General features: G+C 64.7%; 16 protein-coding genes. 4 read left to right on the forward strand and 12 right to left on the reverse strand.

Features of this window, described 5'->3' with window-relative positions:
• Positions 1 to 30: 30 nt before the first annotated feature.
• Both FYB76_RS12130 and FYB76_RS12135 read right to left on the reverse strand, forming a co-directional pair.
• A complete protein-coding gene (locus tag FYB76_RS12130) occupies positions 31 to 651 on the reverse strand; it encodes a glutathione S-transferase family protein (RefSeq protein WP_154133797.1) in 621 nt (206 codons plus the stop codon).
• A 213-nt stretch (positions 652 to 864) separates the two neighbouring features.
• A complete protein-coding gene (locus tag FYB76_RS12135; protein WP_154133798.1) occupies positions 865 to 2,133 on the reverse strand; it encodes an MFS transporter in 1,269 nt (422 codons plus the stop codon).
• Between the two features lie 90 nt (positions 2,134 to 2,223).
• Between FYB76_RS12135 and FYB76_RS12140 the strand changes: the two genes are divergently transcribed.
• Both FYB76_RS12140 and FYB76_RS12145 read left to right on the forward strand, forming a co-directional pair.
• Entirely contained in the window at positions 2,224 to 3,228 is a 1,005-nt protein-coding gene (locus FYB76_RS12140) for an AraC family transcriptional regulator (protein WP_229296954.1), read from the forward strand.
• A gap of 172 nt (positions 3,229 to 3,400) precedes the next feature.
• Entirely contained in the window at positions 3,401 to 4,561 is a 1,161-nt protein-coding gene (locus tag FYB76_RS12145) for a GGDEF domain-containing protein (protein WP_154133800.1), read from the forward strand.
• A gap of 15 nt (positions 4,562 to 4,576) precedes the next feature.
• Here the strand turns inward: FYB76_RS12145 and FYB76_RS12150 are convergent, their stop codons facing one another.
• Together FYB76_RS12150 and FYB76_RS12155 are read right to left on the reverse strand one after the other, a co-directional pair.
• The gene (locus FYB76_RS12150) at positions 4,577 to 5,323 is read right to left on the reverse strand and encodes a hypothetical protein (RefSeq protein ID WP_154133801.1); all 747 of its coding nucleotides are present in this window, start codon (positions 5,321 to 5,323) and stop codon (positions 4,577 to 4,579) included.
• A 14-nt stretch (positions 5,324 to 5,337) separates the two neighbouring features.
• A complete protein-coding gene (locus tag FYB76_RS12155) occupies positions 5,338 to 6,417 on the reverse strand; it encodes an alpha/beta fold hydrolase (protein WP_154133802.1) in 1,080 nt (359 codons plus the stop codon).
• A gap of 251 nt (positions 6,418 to 6,668) precedes the next feature.
• Here FYB76_RS12155 and FYB76_RS12160 point away from each other — a divergent pair, with 251 nt between their 5' ends.
• A complete protein-coding gene (locus FYB76_RS12160) occupies positions 6,669 to 6,884 on the forward strand; it encodes a glycine zipper 2TM domain-containing protein (protein ID WP_088755320.1) in 216 nt (71 codons plus the stop codon).
• A gap of 115 nt (positions 6,885 to 6,999) precedes the next feature.
• Here the strand turns inward: FYB76_RS12160 and FYB76_RS12165 are convergent, their stop codons facing one another.
• The 8 genes from FYB76_RS12165 to FYB76_RS12200 form a co-directional block, all read right to left on the reverse strand.
• A complete protein-coding gene (locus FYB76_RS12165) occupies positions 7,000 to 7,725 on the reverse strand; it encodes an SDR family oxidoreductase (protein ID WP_154133803.1) in 726 nt (241 codons plus the stop codon).
• Positions 7,726 to 7,739: 14 nt separating this feature from the next.
• Positions 7,740 to 9,395 (reverse strand): FGGY-family carbohydrate kinase, encoded by a 1,656-nt coding sequence (locus FYB76_RS12170; protein ID WP_154133857.1) that lies wholly within the window; start codon positions 9,393 to 9,395, stop codon positions 7,740 to 7,742.
• Positions 9,396 to 9,441: 46 nt separating this feature from the next.
• Positions 9,442 to 10,173 carry an SDR family oxidoreductase gene (locus tag FYB76_RS12175; protein WP_154133804.1) on the reverse strand — a complete coding sequence of 244 codons (732 nt, stop codon included), beginning with the start codon at positions 10,171 to 10,173 and terminating at the stop codon, positions 9,442 to 9,444.
• Positions 10,174 to 10,225: 52 nt separating this feature from the next.
• Positions 10,226 to 11,212 carry an ABC transporter permease gene (locus FYB76_RS12180; RefSeq protein ID WP_206601748.1) on the reverse strand — a complete coding sequence of 329 codons (987 nt, stop codon included), beginning with the start codon at positions 11,210 to 11,212 and terminating at the stop codon, positions 10,226 to 10,228.
• The gene (locus FYB76_RS12185; RefSeq protein WP_154133805.1) at positions 11,202 to 12,704 is read right to left on the reverse strand and encodes a sugar ABC transporter ATP-binding protein; all 1,503 of its coding nucleotides are present in this window, start codon (positions 12,702 to 12,704) and stop codon (positions 11,202 to 11,204) included. Before FYB76_RS12185 ends, FYB76_RS12180 begins: the two co-directional genes overlap by 11 nt.
• Before the next feature lie 58 nt (positions 12,705 to 12,762).
• A complete protein-coding gene (locus tag FYB76_RS12190) occupies positions 12,763 to 13,683 on the reverse strand; it encodes an ABC transporter substrate-binding protein (protein WP_088755325.1) in 921 nt (306 codons plus the stop codon).
• Between the two features lie 193 nt (positions 13,684 to 13,876).
• Complete coding sequence (locus FYB76_RS12195) at positions 13,877 to 14,761, reverse strand: AraC family transcriptional regulator (protein WP_034340275.1); 885 nt, start codon at positions 14,759 to 14,761, stop codon at positions 13,877 to 13,879.
• Positions 14,762 to 14,990: 229 nt separating this feature from the next.
• Positions 14,991 to 15,692, reverse strand: a complete 702-nt coding sequence (locus tag FYB76_RS12200) for an SDR family oxidoreductase (protein ID WP_154133806.1) — start codon at positions 15,690 to 15,692, stop codon at positions 14,991 to 14,993.
• A gap of 268 nt (positions 15,693 to 15,960) precedes the next feature.
• On the opposite strand from FYB76_RS12200, the gene FYB76_RS12205 reads away from it, so the two are divergent.
• Positions 15,961 to 16,677 carry an MgtC/SapB family protein gene (locus FYB76_RS12205; protein WP_154133807.1) on the forward strand — a complete coding sequence of 239 codons (717 nt, stop codon included), beginning with the start codon at positions 15,961 to 15,963 and terminating at the stop codon, positions 16,675 to 16,677.

A 16,677-nucleotide genomic window follows, 5' to 3' on the forward strand; every position in this document is an offset into this window, starting at 1 on the left:
TGACGACCGCCAGGAAATGGGCTCCGACAATCAGGCCTGGGCAGCCCGCAGGCCAGCGGCCGTGCGCGGGAAGGGTACGAAGCCCGGCAGGGCCTCGATGCGCTCCAGCAAGCCCAGCACGGCCGGATAGGCGGCGAGGTCGACGTTGCCCTCGGGTGCGCCGGCCAGGTAGCTGTAGACGGCCACATCGGCGATGGTCGGGTGATCGGCGGCCAGCCATTGGCGCGTGGCCAAGTGCTGCTCCATGCGGCCCAGCAGCAGGTGCGTGCGCTGGATTACTTCTTCCGGATTGAAACGGGCACCGAAGACGGTAATGAGGCGTGCGGCAGCCGGGCCATAGGCCAGCTCACCGGCGGCCACCGACAGCCAGCGCTGCACGGCGGCGGCGCCCTGGGCATCCTCGGGCAGCCAGTCGGTGCGGCCGGCCTTCTTGGCCAGGTAAACCAGGATGGCATTGGAATCGGCGATGACCACTTCCCCATCTTCCAGCACCGGCACCTGGCCGAAGGGATTCAAGGCGAGGAAGGCCGGCTGCTTGTGGGCGCCACCGGCCAGGTCCACGTGAACCAGCTCGGCCTCCAGGCCCAGCAGCGAAGCGAACAGGACGGCGCGATGAGCGTGGCCGGAGAGGGAGAAATGATGGATCTTCATGGGAGGGCTCCTGGTGGGTTGGGTCGGTCAGGGAGTTGTTCCTTGACCGTGACGCCAGTGTGGAGCCAAGCGCGGATGAAGAGAATCCGTGCCATCGGCACTTCTTTATTGCACAGGCAGGAATAATGCAGCGGAAATGAAAACGGCTTCCGATGACAAGCCGGAAGCCGTCGGGCGCTCTCACCGGGTCAGCACGGGACCCGGCGTATCCGTTCAGAAATGCGCATTGCCCCCGACCGGCGCACCGCCACCGCGCGGGCCATAGCGCAGCGTCAGCAAGGTGCCGAGCGTAATGGCGATGAGGGCGAAGATCGGTCCGCCCAGCGCGCCCACATGGTCCACCAATACGCCGCCGCCGATGGCGCCACTGGCGATGGCCACCTGGAAGGCGGCCACCAGCAAGCCACCCGCACCTTCGGCGTGGTCCGGCGCAGCCCGCACGATCCAGGTCTGGAAGCCGACCGGGAAGGCCCCGAAGGCGAAGCCCCACAGCGTGATGGCGATGGCCGCCACCAACGGCGAGCTGCCGGCCACCCACAGGGAAGCCGCCAGCAGCGCGATGAGCGTGCCGCCGCTGACGATGGCATAGCGTTCGCTGCGTTCAGCGATGAAGCCCCCGGCAAAGTTGCCGAAGAAGCCGCCCACGCCATAGCCCAGCAGCACGGCCGAGATCGTCGCGACCGACATGTGGGTGATCTGCTCCATCAGGGGGCGGATGTAGGTGAACCCGGCAAAGTGGCCGGAGACCACCAGCAGCACCGCCAGCAGCGCCACCCGCACATCCTTGCGGCCCAGCAGTTCGGCCAGCACCTTGAGGCTGGGATGGTCCTTGGGCGGCAGGCGCGGAATGGCGATCCACTGGATCGCAAAGGCCACCAGGCTCACTACGCCGGCTGCCACAAAGGCGCTGCGCCAGCCCCACAGGTTGCCCATGTAGGCGCCGATGGGCGCAGCACACACGGTAGCCACCGAGACCCCGGTGAGGATCAGCGACATGGCGCGTGCGAAGAGATGGTCCGGCACCAGGCGCATGGCCAGCGCCGCCGCCATCGACCAGAAGCCGCCCAGCGCCACGCCCAGCAGCACGCGCGCCACCAGCAGTACCGGCAGGCTGGGCGCGGTCACGGCCAGGACATTGGACACCAGCAGCAGCAGGGTCAGCATCAGCACCACGCGCTTGCGGTCGATGTTGCGGGTCAGCAGCGGGATGCTGGGGGCGGCCACGGCACCGACGATGGCCGTGGCAGTGACGGCCTGGCCGGCCGCGCCGTCGGAGACGTGCAGGTCGGTGGCGATGGCCGTCAGCAGGCTGGCGGGCAGGAATTCAGCGGTGACCAGGCTGAACACGCCCAATGCCAGGCTGGCAATGCCGCTCCAGTTGGCCGGGATGTCTTTCGCTGCCTTGTGGGCAGGCGCCGCAGGGCCGCTGGCCGGGGCCGCCGTCTCGGTCAGCGGGGCCTCGATGATGCCGGGGTTGGACATGGGAAAAACCTTTCTTGTGACGTTTTATGACTGGGTAGCGCAGTCTATGGTTAAATGTCTGGACTTTCCATGCCGATATTTCGCAAAGATATGACTATTCGTCCAAATCTCCCGGAAATCACTGAGTGCGCCCCCAAGGACCGTCCCGCCGATGGCGTCGATCCCCTGACCGAGATCCTGCTGGGCCTGCGGCTCGATGGCGTCGAGTACGCCCGCTATGTGCTGCACGAGCCCTGGGCAGTGGCCTTCCCGGCGCTGCGCGAGGCGACCTTCCACTTCATCGCCCAGGGCAGTTGCTGGATACAGGTCGGCCAGCAAGACTGGCTGCAGCTCAATGCAGGCGATGCGGTACTGCTGCCGCGCGGCTCGGCGCATGCGCTGGCCAGTGCGCCTGCCCTGCCGACGGTGGCGATCGGCAAGCTGGCACGCAAGGCGGTGGCGGACAATCTGTTCCTGGTCGATGACAGTGCGCATGCCCAATCCGATACCGGCATGGCCACGCCGCCTACGCACGTGGTGTTCTCCGGTACGCTGCGCTTCAACCTCGACCCGCTGCACCCGCTCTTGATGATGATGCCCGAGGCCATGCGTGCCTGTGACCTGGCCCAGCGCGATCCGGCGGTGCTGGCCCTGCTCGATGCGATGGAGCGCGAAGTGGCCCTCAATCGCATCGGTGCCTGCGGCATCCTGGCGCGCCTGGCCGACGTGCTGGCCGCCAGCATCATCCGTGGCTGGGTGGAATGCGCCTGCAGCGATGCCAGCGGCTGGATCGCAGCCGTGCGCTGCCCCTTGGTCGGACGGGTGCTGGCGGCGGTGCACCAGCATCCGGAACGCGACTGGTCAGTCAATGAACTGGCGGCCTTGATGGGAGCCTCGCGTTCCAGCTTCATCGAGAAGTTCTCGGCCACCGTGGGCGAGACCCCGGCCAAGTACGTGGCCCGCGTCAAGATGTTCCAGGCGCGCCACTGGATCGCCCGAGACGGCTTGCGGGTGGCGGTGGTGGCCAACCGCCTGGGCTACGATTCGGAAGCATCGTTCAGTCGCGCTTTCAAGCGCATCATCGGACATCCGCCCAGCGCCGCGCGCCTGGGCTGAGAGCCTTGCAGGGCGTGCGTTTGCGCCCTGATTTTGCGCATGGGAAATATTGCCGGAAGGGATGTGTGAAGAAGCCTTCATTTCCCCTGTACTCGCCCATTGCGCTTGGCTATGATCGCTAGCGGGGACTAGCCTGCCGGGACAGGCGGATGGCAAAGCGCAAGGGGACGCTATGCATTATCAGATCGTGCACGCCTTCGGGGCCGGAGTGTATTGCGTCTTCATCGCGCTGTTCCTGCTGGCCGCGCGCATCCCGCGCACGCCGCCCGGTGCCAACTGGTTTGCCGCTGCCATCAGCTGTGCCTTGCTGGGCCGGCTGGCGGTGCTCTATCTCACGCCGCTGGGTGAACTGGCACTGGCAAATCCGGTGTATGGCAGCTTCCTGATCCTGGAGAAGGTGCTGCTGGTGATGGGCTTCGTGCGCTTCTTCGAGCTGCAACATCGCACCATGCTGGTACGCGCCATCTGCGTGAGCGCCGCCGTTGCCGAACTGTGGATGCTGTGGTCCAACAACCAGCTGGCCCTGCCGCTCATCAAGAGCACCAGCTATGCCCTCTTCAACGTCTTCGTGCTGGCCAGCCTGAGCTGGATGCTGCTGCGCGACGACATCGATTGCCCGCGCCTCATCCGCCGCTGCATGGCCACTGCCTGCATTGCGCTGACGGTGCACTGGGCCAGCGGTGGCCTGGTCGGGCACTTCTATCCGCCCTGGCTGCGCTATGGCTTCCTGCTGGGCACAGCGCTGGTGGCGCTGCAGTACATGAGCCTGCTCACGGCCATCCTGGCACTGTTCCACCGGCGCCTGATCCAGGCCGAGGCCAAGGCCCTCAAACTGGCGTTCAAGGATCCGCTCACGGGCCTCTACAACAAGCATTTCATGAACAACCTGTTCGACCAGGCGCTGCTGCTGGCCACGCGTCCGCATCACCTGGTGGCGGTGTATTACATCGACCTGGACAACTTCAAACCCGTCAATGACCAGGCTGGCCATGCGGTCGGTGACAAGGTCTTGATGTGCGTGGCACAGCGCTTGAAGGAGGCCGTGCGCAGCACCGACATCTGCGCCCGGCTGGGCGGGGATGAATTCACCGTGATCGCCACCCAGCTGGAGCGCCAGGACCAGGCCCCGGAAATCGCCAAGAAGCTGCTGGCCAAGCTGGCCGCCCCCATCGAGGTCGGACACCAGCAATTCGTCCTGGGCGCCAGCATCGGCATCAGCCTGTATCCCAGCCATGGACAAGACCTGTCGCGGCTGCTGGAGCAGGCCGATGCGGCCATGTATCACGTCAAGCACCGGGGAAAGAGCGGATATGAACTTTACACCGCAGGATAAGGCGCAGCGCGCCTGTCAGAAGCCCACTTGCAGCCGCATGGTGAAGGTACGCGCACTGAGGGTGGCATTGCTGCCGAACAGGTAGGCGGCCTCGTATTTCACGAACTGATGCCCCATGCGCAGCGTACCGAACAGCGCCGGTCCGGCGCGATGCGACTGCTGATCGCGCGTGGCCCAGTGATCCCATCGTCCCAGCTCGCCGAAGCCCTGCAGCCCGAAGTTGAACCAGGGCCGCCAGTGCTGACGCACCTGCCATTGATAGACCAGTTGTGTCGGTCCGTCGCGCTGGCTGCGGTAGTCCCGCTGCAGGAACAGGTTGGCGTTGAACTGCGTGCGCCACCATTCGGTTTGCAGCGCCGGTCCCCACTCCAGTGAATAGCCGTCGCGCTGGCTGTTGCGATACTGGCCCACATCGGTGTGGATGGCCAGGTCGAAGGGGTATTCCCCTTGCGTGAGCAGGACATCGTTCTGCCAGTTCATGCTCAGCATCTGCGTGCCCTGCACGGCATCCTGCTGCGTCACGCCATACAGCTCGGTGTACCAGCGCGAATTGACGCCATAGCCGATCCCCAGCTCGGGCGAACCGATCGGGGGACCGACGCTGGCCTTGGCGTTCCAGTACTTGTAGTCCAGCGTCCATCGTCCCGGATCGGAATAGACATTGACCAGGTAATAGCCGGTGGCCGCCTCCGACGGACGGCCCCATGCCACCAGCAGGAGCGCGGCCAGCGCCGGCAGGCGTCGCCCAATGCGCTTGTACATCAGCAGCCCCGGACTCAGCGAGCGGGCAGGCCCTGGATGAACTGCGTGAGCTCACGCACGTAGAAGCGCGCCATGCCGGTGGTGCCATGGCCACGCGTCTCGGCGCTGGCCGGGATGAGCAGCAGCTGTGCGCTCGGCACTTCCTTCAAGGCGGCCTGCATGATGCCGGTCTCGGGCGGATTGCGTTCATCGTCGGCGGAATTGATGGCCAGCACCGGCACCTTGATCTTTGGCAGACCTGGCGCGGCGTTGTAGTCGGCCGAGGAACCCCACTGGTAGATGAAGTCATTGGCATCTGCCGTCACCGGTGCGGCCAGGCGCTCGTCGACCAGCTTGTCGGCCTGGGCATGGGTGCCGGCCATGGCCTGGTAGGCCAGCGTGCCGCCATTGGTGGCAAAGACGAACATGTTGTTGGCCAGGCGCAGCGAGGGCGGCTGGGTGGTGTAGTTGCCGTTGTTCCAGGCCGGGTCCTGCTTGATCGATTCGACCAGCATGCGCCGCATCATCCAGTTGCGGCTGGCCATTTCGGTCGGCTGCGAGGCCATCGGTACCAGGCCATCGGCAAAGCCGGGATAGGTACCCCCCCAGATCCAGGTCTGCATGCCGCCCATGGAATTGCCGATGATCAGGCGCAGGTGCGAAATGCCCATGCCCTCGGTCAGCATGCGGTATTGCGCCAGCACCATGTCGTCATAGTTGTATTGCGGGAAGGCCGCGCGCAGGCCGTCGGAGGGCTTGGTGGACTTGCCCACGCCGATGCCGTCCGGAATGATGATGAAGTACTTGCTGGCATCCAGCGGCTGGCCGGGACCAAAGAGCTGGCCGCCGAAGTCCTTGGACAGCATCGCACCGGCGCTCTGGTAGGTGCCGTGCAGCACCAGCACCGCCGGATTGCTGCGCTCGCCCAGGGTGACGTAGTGCAGGCGCAGGTTCTCCAGGGTCTGGCCGGTATGGAACTGGAAGCGCGGCGCCACCCAGCTGCCTTCCACCGGCTTGGCCGGTTCGGCAGCGTAAAGCGGCGCAGCAGCCAGCAGCAGGCTGGCAGAGGTGAGCAACAGGCGGGCCGCCCGGCGCAGGCTTGAGGTCAGGTTCATGAGGTCTCTCTGGTCTGTTTATTGTCAAAAATAGTCGACGCACCGCCCCTTTTCCCAAGGGCTGGTACGGCGCAGGCCAAAGTATGTAACAACTGTAAGAGAACGTGTTGCAACTCGAATCTTTTCGAGATCAAGCTGGTCTATTGCCGTACCCGCTCCCGCATGAAGACCTCCTTGGGGCAGCATGCGCGAGCCGGACCCTCATTCAAAAAACGTCGGGAACCAGCCCAACTTTCGATCAGGAAAAAATCATGAAAACACTGCACAAGATCGCTGCCATTTCCATCACTGCCATTGCGCTCACCGCCATGACCGGCTGCAGCAACATGAGCACCCGCGACAAGAACACTGCCATCGGCGCCACGGTAGGTGCCGTGGGCGGCGCCATCCTCACCGGCGGCAGCGGCATCGGTACCGCTGGCGGCGCGGCCGTGGGCGGCGTGATCGGTCACCAGATCGGCCGCTGATCCCCGTCAAGTTTCGTCAAATTTACGCGGCGAATGCCGCGCGCAGCATCGTCAGGGCGGTCTTCGGGCCGCCCTTGTCGCGTCTGGCGAGGGCCATGACGGATATCGGATATCGCTAGACCGCCAGGAAGCCGCCGTCCACCGGCACCACCGCCCCCGTGAGCATGGCCGCATCCCTTGAGAGCAGCATGGCGATGCTGCGCGCCACGTCCTCGGCAGAAGCGAAGCGCTGCAAGGGATGGCGCACCATCATCGGGGCCGACTTGGCCGGATCGCTCCAGGCTGCCTCGGCCAGTTCGGTCAGGGTGATGGTCGGCGCCACCGCATTGACGCGGATGCCATGCACGCCCAGTTCCTTGGCCAGTACCCGCGTCGCGCCTTCCAGGCCGGCCTTGGAAGCGGCATAGCAGAGATGCTCGGCAAAGCCGCGATGGCCGGCAATGGAGGTGATGTTGACGATGGCACCGCCGCCACCAGCCGCGATACGGGCCAGGGCGAAGGCCTGGCAGGTGATGAGCGCGGCGCGCAGGTTGACGCCCAGCACGGCCTCATAGCCTTCATCGGTCATTGCCGTACTGGATTGCAGCACGTTGATGCCGGCGCTGTTGATGAGGAAGTCCGCGGTGCCGGCCTGTGCCATGGCGCGCCGGGCGGCCGCCGGATCGGCCAGGTCGACCTGTACCGAACGGCCGCCGATCTCCTCCCGCAAGCTCGCCAGGTCGCTGGCCGTGCGCGACAAAGCGATCACCTCGGCGCCGCGCTGCGCCATCAACCTGGCACAGGCGCGGCCTATGCCTTTGCCGGCGCCGGTGATGATGACCGATGTTCCTGAAAATTCCATCTGCTTGTCTCCATTCAGTGAGACGCTGCGGCGGGCGCGGACTGCGCCGCCAACAGCGGGGCCAGGCTGTCGCGTACCTCGCGCGCCAGTTGCTGGCTCTTGAGAAAGGCCTGATAACGCACCTCATGCAGGCGGCCGATGGCCTCCCCTGTCGGCGCATTGCGCCCGGCCACGCTGGACATGGATGCCATCGCGGTCTGCAGGTCGGCATGCGTGCCGGCCGCGACCGCCGCCAGCATGGCCGATCCAAGCAGTACCGGCTCCGGGCAGGCGGTGATTTCCACCGGCAGGCCGGTGGCATCAGCCAGCAACTGGCGCGTCAGCGGATGCGTACCGGCACCGCCCGAGACCGAAATGCTGGCGATGCGCACCCCGCATGCCGCCTGCGCTTCGATGATCTGGCGCAGGCCGTAGCCCAGGCTGCACAGTCCCGCCACGTAGAGCGCCACCAGGCTGTCGATGTCGTGCTCCATGCCCAGCCCCAGCAGCACCGCACGGGCCTGCGGATCGGCCAGCGGCGAACGGTTGCCGAGGAATTCCGGCACCACGTTGAGCTGTCCGGCCAGCCACACCGCCTGCGCCGGTTGCGCCACCGAAGCCAGCGCGCGCGCGGCCAGCCACTGCGGCAGTTCCATCCCTTCAGCGGCGGCCAGCTGGCGCGCTTGCGGCGTGGCCGGATGCAGTGTGAGCAGATGATCGATGGCCGCGCCCGCCGCAGACTGCCCGCCTTCGTTGAGCCACATGCCCGGCGCCATGGCGTTGTAATACGGACCCCACACCCCGGGTACGAAGACGGCTTCGGCATTGCTGGTCATGGTGCAGGAAGATGTACCGAACACATAGGCCATGCAAGCTGCTGCATCCTCCGCACCACCGCGCGCAGCGACCGTGCCGACGCCGCCCGCATGCGCATCGATCAGTCCGGCCGCCACCGCGATGCCGGGCCGCAACTGCAATTGCTGCGCAGCCTCGGGCGACAAGCCGCCATTCAAAGCGGTACCGGGCCACACCACTTCCTGGCCAATGCGCGCGAAGCCTTCCTCGGCCAGATCGCCCAGGCCGATGCGGCGGAAGTAATCGGCATCCCAGCGTCCTTCATGCGCCAGATAAGTCCACTTGCAGGTCACGGTACAGGACGAGCGCTGCAGCGAACCCGTCGCCTTCCAGGTCAGGAAGTCGGTGAGATCGAAGAACTGAGCAGCGCCGAAATACACCTCCGGCAAGTGCTCCTTCAACCACAGCAGCTTGGGCGTTTCCATCTCCGGCGAGATCACGCCGCCCACATAGGACAGCACCGCATGCCCGCCCGCATTGATGCGCTGCGCCTGCTCCAGCGCACGGTGATCCATCCACACGATCACATCGCGCTCGGGATGGTCGGCATCGCCCACGCCGGCCGGCGCGCCTTGCACGACCAGCGAACAGGTGGCATCCACGCCGATGCCGGTGACGCTCTGCGGATCAATGCCGGCCTTGGCAACGGCACCCCGCACCGCGTGGCATACCGCGTCCCAGATCTGGGCACTGGATTGTTCGACGCGCGCGCGGCGCTCGTCGCGGAAGAGATCGATGTCATGTTTGGCGCTGCCACACAGCTTGCCGCTGCGATCAAATACGCCGGCCCGGGCCGAGCCGGTACCGACATCGATGCCGATCAGATAGGTCTCCATCATTCCTCGCTGGTTTGGAAATGGGCCACCTGCCGCGTTGACTGACTCACACGCGATCGAAATTGGTGGGGAGCACGAGCATATCGCGGATGGTCACGTTGCGGTTGCGGGTCAGCATGTACTCGACCGCATCGGCCACTTCCGAGGGCTCGATCAGGCTGCCCGATTCCTTGGCCAGGCGCAGGTTCTCTTCCGGCCAGTCGGCCAGCAGTGCCGAGATCACCGGGCCGGGCGAGACCTGGCCGACGCGCACGCCATGGGGAATCATCTGGCGTCGCATGGTCTGCACGAAGCAGGTGATGGCCCATTTGGAACCCGCATAGACCGGCTCCCAGTAAGTCGGGAAATGCCCGGCCACCGAGCAGGTGACGATGATGTCGCCGGTCTTGCGCGCGATCATGTGCGGCGCCACGGCATGCACGTTCTTCATCACCGCATTGACGTTGAGGTTGAGCATCTTGTCGATGGCCTCGGGCGTGGTATCGACCAGCTCGCCGCCGATGTAGGTACCGGCATTGCAGTAGAGGATGTCGATGTGGTCGACCTTGGCCAGGATCTCCGGCACCATCGCCGCGCAGCTGTCGGCGTCCAGCAGGTTGGTCACCTGCGGGATCGCTTGCGGACCCAGCCGTGCGGCCAGTTCGTCCAGGGCCTTGGCGTTCCAGTCCACCATCACCACGGTCACGCCATTGGCCAGCAGCTTTTCGGTGGTGGCCAGGCCGATGCCGGAGGCGGCACCGGTGATGACGGCGATCTTGCCTGCGAGAGATTGGGGCATGTTCTGTCTCCTTGTGAATGAAATTGAGTATGAAAAAAAGGAATGGAAATGCTCAGCGCCATTCCCGGGCGATATAGATCGCCAGCAGGATGATCACGCCGCGAATGATGTCCTGCAGGTAGGGATTGATGCCCATCAGGTTCAGGCCATTGTTGAGGATGCCCAGCAGCACCGCGCCAATGAGCGTACCGACCACCAGCCCGCGTCCACCGGCGATGGCGGTGCCGCCGAGCACCACGGCGGCAATCGCATCGAGTTCAAAGCCCACGCCCGCATTGGGCTGGCCCGACATCAGGCGGCCCGTGAGGATGATGGCGGCCAGGCCCGAGGTGAAACCGGAAATCGCATACACCGCCAGCTTGATGCGCGTGGTCTTTACGCCCGACAACCGCGCTGCCATCTCATTGCCGCCGATGGCATAGACGTGGCGACCGAAGGGCGTGCGCTGCAGCAGCACCCAGGCCAGTGCATAGACCACCAGCATCAGGATCACCGGCACCGGGATCATGCCGATGCGGCCCACGCCGAACCACGAGATCCAGCCGGGCAGGCCCGAGATCGGATAGCCTCCCGAGTAGATCAGCCCGACCCCGCGTGCCACGCCCATGGTGGCCAGCGTGACGATGATGGCCGGCATGCGCCCCCACGCCACCAGCGCGCCGTTGAGCAGGCCGATGCCCACCGCCAGCGCCACCCCGGCCAGCAATGCCAGCGGTGCAGGCAGGCCGCTGTTGACGATCAGCCCGGCCGACAAGGTACCGGCCAATGCCATGGCCGCACCCACCGACAGATCAATGCCGCCCGTGAGGATGACGAAAGTCATGCCCACAGCGAGGATGCCGACGATGGAGACCTGGCGCAGCACGTTGAGCCAGTTGGAGACGGTGAAGAAGTTGTCCGAAGCCAGCCCCATCAGGAGCGAGACCACGACCAGCCCGGCCAGCGGCAGTGCCAGCGGTGAATGGATCAGGGCGCGCCAGCGCGCCTGCGAAGAGGCACGCACGGGGGCGTTGCCCAGGGTATTTGCGTCATGCTGCATGGTGGAGTCTCCCGGTGGTGGCATGGGTCATGATCTCTTCGGCGGTGACGGCATCGCCTTCGACGGTGGCCACGATGCCGCCGCCCTTGAAGACGCAGACCCGGTCGGACATGCCGACCACCTCCGGCAACTCGGAAGAAATCATGATGATGGAATAGCCCTGCGCGGTGAATTCGCGCATGAGCTGGTAAATCTCGGCCTTGGCGCCCACATCGATGCCGCGTGTCGGTTCATCGAAGATCAGCACCTGCATGTTGTGATTGATCCAGCGCGCGATCACCACCTTCTGCTGGTTGCCGCCGGACAGGGTATCGACCCGCGCCTGGGCATCAGGCGCCTTCGCGCGTACGCGCTGCATGGCGATGCGGGTCGCTTCGGCTTCACGGCGGCGATCCAGGAACAGGCCCGCCGCGCGATACTTGCCGTAATTGTTCAGCGAGATGTTGTGCAGGATCGGAAAGCTTGTAATGAGTCCCTGCTCCTTGCGGCTTTCCGGCAGCAGGCCGATCCCCGCTTGCAGGGCTTGCGCCGGATCGGCAAAGCGCAGCGGCACACCGTGCATGGAGAGCTTGCATTGCACCGCCGGATGCGCGCCCAGCATGGCCAGCACGGTCTCGGTGCGGCCCGAGCCGACCAGGCCGGCAAAGCCCAGGATCTCGCCGCGCCGCAACCGGAAGCGCGATACCGGGCCATTGCGCTTGAGCTGCAAGGCCTCCACCTCCAGCACCACATCGCTTTCGGGAGCGGCCGCGGCCTTGGGCGGGAAGCAGTTCTCGATGCGCCGCCCCACCATCATCTCCACCAGGCGCGACTGGTCCACTTCACTCACGGCACAGGTGCCGATATAGGCGCCATCGCGCAGGACGGTGATGCGGTCACAGATCTCGAAGATTTCTTCCAGATGGTGCGAGATGAAGATGATCGCCACGCCCTGCTCACGCAGGCCGCGCATCACCTTGAACAGGTGCTCGACCTCACCGGGCGTGAGGGTCGCGGTCGGCTCATCCAGCACCAGCAGGCGGGCATCGAGCGCCAGTGCCTTGGCAATCTCGACGAACTGCTGCTGCGCCACCGAGAGCTTGCACACCGGCACATCCAGCGGAATCTCCACACCCAGCTGCGCGATGATCTGCGCCGCGCGGCGCTTCATGGCCGCACGCTGCAGCAGGCCGAAGGGGCTGCGCAGCTCGCGTGCCAGGAACATGTTGTCCACCGCATCCAGGTAAGGAATCAGCGAGAATTCCTGGAACACCACACCGACACCGGCGGCGATGGCCTCGTGATAGCTGGCAAAACGGCAGGCCTGCCCATCGATGCGGATTTCGCCGCCATCGGGCGTGACGATGCCGCACAGGATCTTCATCAGGGTGGACTTGCCCGCGCCGTTCTCGCCCAACAGCGCGTGCACCTCACCGGCGCGCACCTGCAGGTCCACGCCGCGCAGCACCGTCACCGGGCCGAAGTTCTTCTTGATACCAGTCAGTTGGAGCATGGCTGCCTCCATCAAGGGAAAGGAAGGCGCGGCAACCCAGGGCTGCCGCGCCAGCGGCTTACCAGCTGAAGCCGGCCGCGTTCTTCTTGGTCACCGGCATGACGTCGATGGGCACTTCCTTGGGCACCACGCGTGCGCCCCACTTCTTGGCCAGCGCCATGGCCAGGCCCACGCGCACCTGGTCGCGCGGGAATTGCGCGGTGGTTTCGATGAAGGGGCCGCCATCGGCAATGGCCTTGACGGCTTCCGGCGCACCATCCACCGAGGTCAGCTTGATGTCCTTGCCGCTGCCCTGGATGGCGGCCAGCGCGCCCATCGCACCGCCGTCATTGACGGAGAAGATGCCCTTGAGGTTGGGACGCGACTGGATCATGTTCTCCACCACGCCCAGCGCCACCGAGCGGTCCTGGCGGCCGTTCTGGGTGGCCACCAGCTTGATGTCCTTGTATTCGCCCAGGGCCTGCTTGCAGCCTTCCACGCGCTGCAGGATGGGCACCACGGGGATGCCGTCGAGGATCGCCACTTCACCCTTGCCGCCGATGGCATCGGCCAGCGCACGGCAGGATTGGTAACCGGCGTCCTTGTTCTTGGAACCGACGAACATGTCCACCGGACCGGAGGCATTGGCATCGACCGCCACCACGATCACGTTGCGTGCCTTGGCCGCTTTCACTGCCGCTTCCACGCCAGCGGAGTCGGTCGGGTTGATGAGCAGGATGTCGATGTTCTGCTGCAGCATGTCTTCGATGTCGGCGATTTGCTTGGCCACGTTGTGGGCGGCATCGGTGACGATGACCTTGGCACCGAAGGACTTGGCCGCATCATCCAGGGCCTTTTTCATCGAGACGAAATACGGGTTGTTCATTTCCTGGAAGCTCATGCCGATCTTGAGCTTGGACAGTTCCTGGGCGCCTGCCGGCGCGGTGAACGCCACCAGCGTGGCGGTGGACAGGGCCAGTGCGGTCAGTGCTTTCTTCATTGCAGTCTCCATTGTTGTTGGTCGTGTGCTTGATGACGGGATGGCCCGGCATGCTCGTTGCGAAGTGACAGGCAACACCTGTCCTGTTCCGGAAAGCGGGGGCTTTCCTGAATGCGGTTTCCCTGACAAGGAAATGATTTAAATGATTTAAATGCTTTAAATGATTTAAATTATTTACGGCATGCGACCGACGCTATCCGGTCGCGGCAAAGAGGCCATTGCTGGCGAAGGTATTGCGGAACTCCGAAGGCGACATGCCCTTGATCTTCTGGAAGTGCCGGTTGAAGTTGGAGAGATTGGAAAACCCGGTCTCGTAGCAGATGTCGGTGATGCGCGCTTCCGGGTTGTTGAGCAGCGCCAGGCAGGCCAGGTCCACGCGCAGCTGGTTCTTGTAGCGCACCAGCGTGGTCCCGGTGTGGCGCTTGAAGGCGCGCGAGAAGGTGCTCAGGTTCTGCCCCACCATGTCGGCCAGGTCCTGTTCGCCGATGTCATCGGTGAGGTGCTCGCGCAGGTAGGCGATGGCGCGGTTGAGACCGCTGCTGTTTACGCCCGACAGATCCAGCTTGTAGGAGAGGCTGGCCAGCACTTCCGGCTCGGGCGAATTGGCCAGCACGTCGAGGATTTCCCAGAACAGGGCCAGCCGCTTCAGGCCGCGCTGGTCGATCAGGCGCTGCATCAGCGGGCGTACCGTGTCGCTGGTGGCGGCATCGAACAGCAGTCCGCGATGGCTGCGTTCGAGCAGCGGCATGATGGCTTCCATCTCGGGAATGCTGGCGGCGCATTGATCCACCAGCTGCTCGGGGAACTGGATCACCAGCGAGCGCACGGGGACCACCTCATCGCGGCCGATGTCGGAGATCCAGTTCTGCGGAAGATTGGGGCCGGTCATCACCAGCTGGCCCGGCGCGAAGTCGCCGATGTGGTCACCGACGTAGAAACGTCCCGAAGTCGCCACCACGAGGTGGATCTCGTACTCCGGATGGTAGTGCCAGCGCACGGTACGGAAGGGGTAGCCGTGCATCCATGCCGCAAAGGATTCGCCCTTGCGGATATGGACCAGTTCCAGGTCGGGCTGCATCGTGTCTCCTCTCAATCGAGAGCATTTTCCTTATTGAAACTGACAAATCGCTGTTGTCAGTTTTCTTCATGTGCTGCATCTTAGTGCCCCTCTGGCTGCGGCTTCTACATCACCAGCGAAGCAGGACTGATACTTTTTTGCGCAAAAAGGCTCGGAGAATGAAATACACTGCACGGCAGCAAAACGGCCCTGCAAGGCAGGGCCGTCGTACGGGGTCAGGTTGGCTGTATTACACCGAACGCATCAGTCCGCCATCGACCTTGATGTTCTGTCCGGTGATGTAGCCCGCACCGGTGGAAGCGAGGAAGGCGATGGTCGCGGCCACTTCCTCGCTGGTGCCATAGCGCTGCATGGGCACGCCGGCGCGGCGTTCCTCACGCTGCGGCAGGCTGTCGATCCAGCCTGGCAGGACGTTGTTGATGCGGATGTTTTCCGGTGCGTACTTGTCGGCGAAGAGCTTGGTGAACGCGGCCAGCCCGGCACGAAATACGGCTGAGGTCGGGAACATGTCGGAGGGCTCGAAAGCCCAGGCCGAGGAGATGTTGATGATGGAGCCGCCACCCTGGGCCTGCATCAGCGGCGTCACCAGGCGCGTGGGACGGATGACGTTGAGCAGGTAGGTATCCATGCCGCGATGCCAGTCTTCATCGGTGATGTCGAGGATGGGCGCACGCGGACCATGGCCGGCGCTGTTGACCAGCACGTCCACGCGACCCCAGCGGGCCACGGCCTGGTCGACCAGCTTCTGCAGATCCTCCACTGACTGGTTCGAGCCGGTCACGCCGATGCCGCCCAGCTCGGCGGCCAGCGCCTCGCCACGGCCGGAGGAAGACAGGATGCCGACCTGGAAGCCATCGGCCGCCAGGCGGCGCGCGGCGGCGGCACCCATGCCGCTGCCGGCGGCGGTGATCAGGGCTACTTTGCTGCTCATGGAAACTCCTTGTGGATAAGTGATCTTGCCGCACGGGAAATCATGACGTCCTGCGCGGGATTGGCGATTGTAGTGCGTGTCGATGCCGCGTGCAGGGCATGAGACGCGCATCAGGGCCTGTTCACGTTCAAACTGCGCGTGCGATTGAATGTGAACAGCCCCAGGCTCATCCGGAATTTGTCATGTCCCTGTTGCATTTCTGGGGCATCATCGCGCACCATTGCGCAGCCCGGCCCTCGTGCGGCCCCATGAACGTAGCGGAAGTCCCATGCAAATCATCGCCAACATCAATCTCGAATCCCTGCTCGATACCTCCATCAGCCTGACCGCCGCCTTCATCCTGGGTGGCCTGATCGGGCTGGAGCGCCAGTACCGGCAACGTACCGCCGGCCTGCGCACCAATGTGCTGGTGGCCCTGGGCGCGGCGGTCTTCGTCGACATGGCCAATCGCATGGGTGGTCACGAAGGGGCGGTGCATGTGGTGGCTTATGTGGTGTCGGGCGTGGGCTTCCTGGGCGCGGGCGCGATCATGCGCGAAGAAGGCAACGTGCGCGGCATCAATACCGCCGCCACCTTGTGGGGCTCGGCCGCAGTGGGAGCAGCGGCGGGGGCGGACCTGATCCTGGAAGCGATCCTGGCCACCCTCTTCGTGCTGGCCGCCAACACCCTGCTGCGCCCGGTGGTCAACACCATCAACCGCAAGCCGCTGGATGTGCCTTCGGTGGAAGTGACCAACACCATCCATTTGATCGTGGAGAGTGCACACCAGAAGCGCGTGCTGACCGCCGTCACCGACATGCTGGAGCAGAGCCGCCATCCTACGCATGGACTGGATGTGCGGCCCTTCACGGAAGATGAAGTCGAGATCGAAGCCACCCTGGCAGCGACCTCCGTGGATGGCGATGAACTCGATGCCTTGGTGGAACGTTTGCTGGCCTTGCCGGCGGTGAAGCAGGCATTCTGGACGCCGAGCACGACCGATTGA

It is taken from the genome of Herbaspirillum sp. CAH-3 (genome assembly GCF_009668275.1).
GTDB classification, from domain to species: Bacteria; Pseudomonadota; Gammaproteobacteria; order Burkholderiales; family Burkholderiaceae_D; genus Herbaspirillum; species Herbaspirillum aquaticum.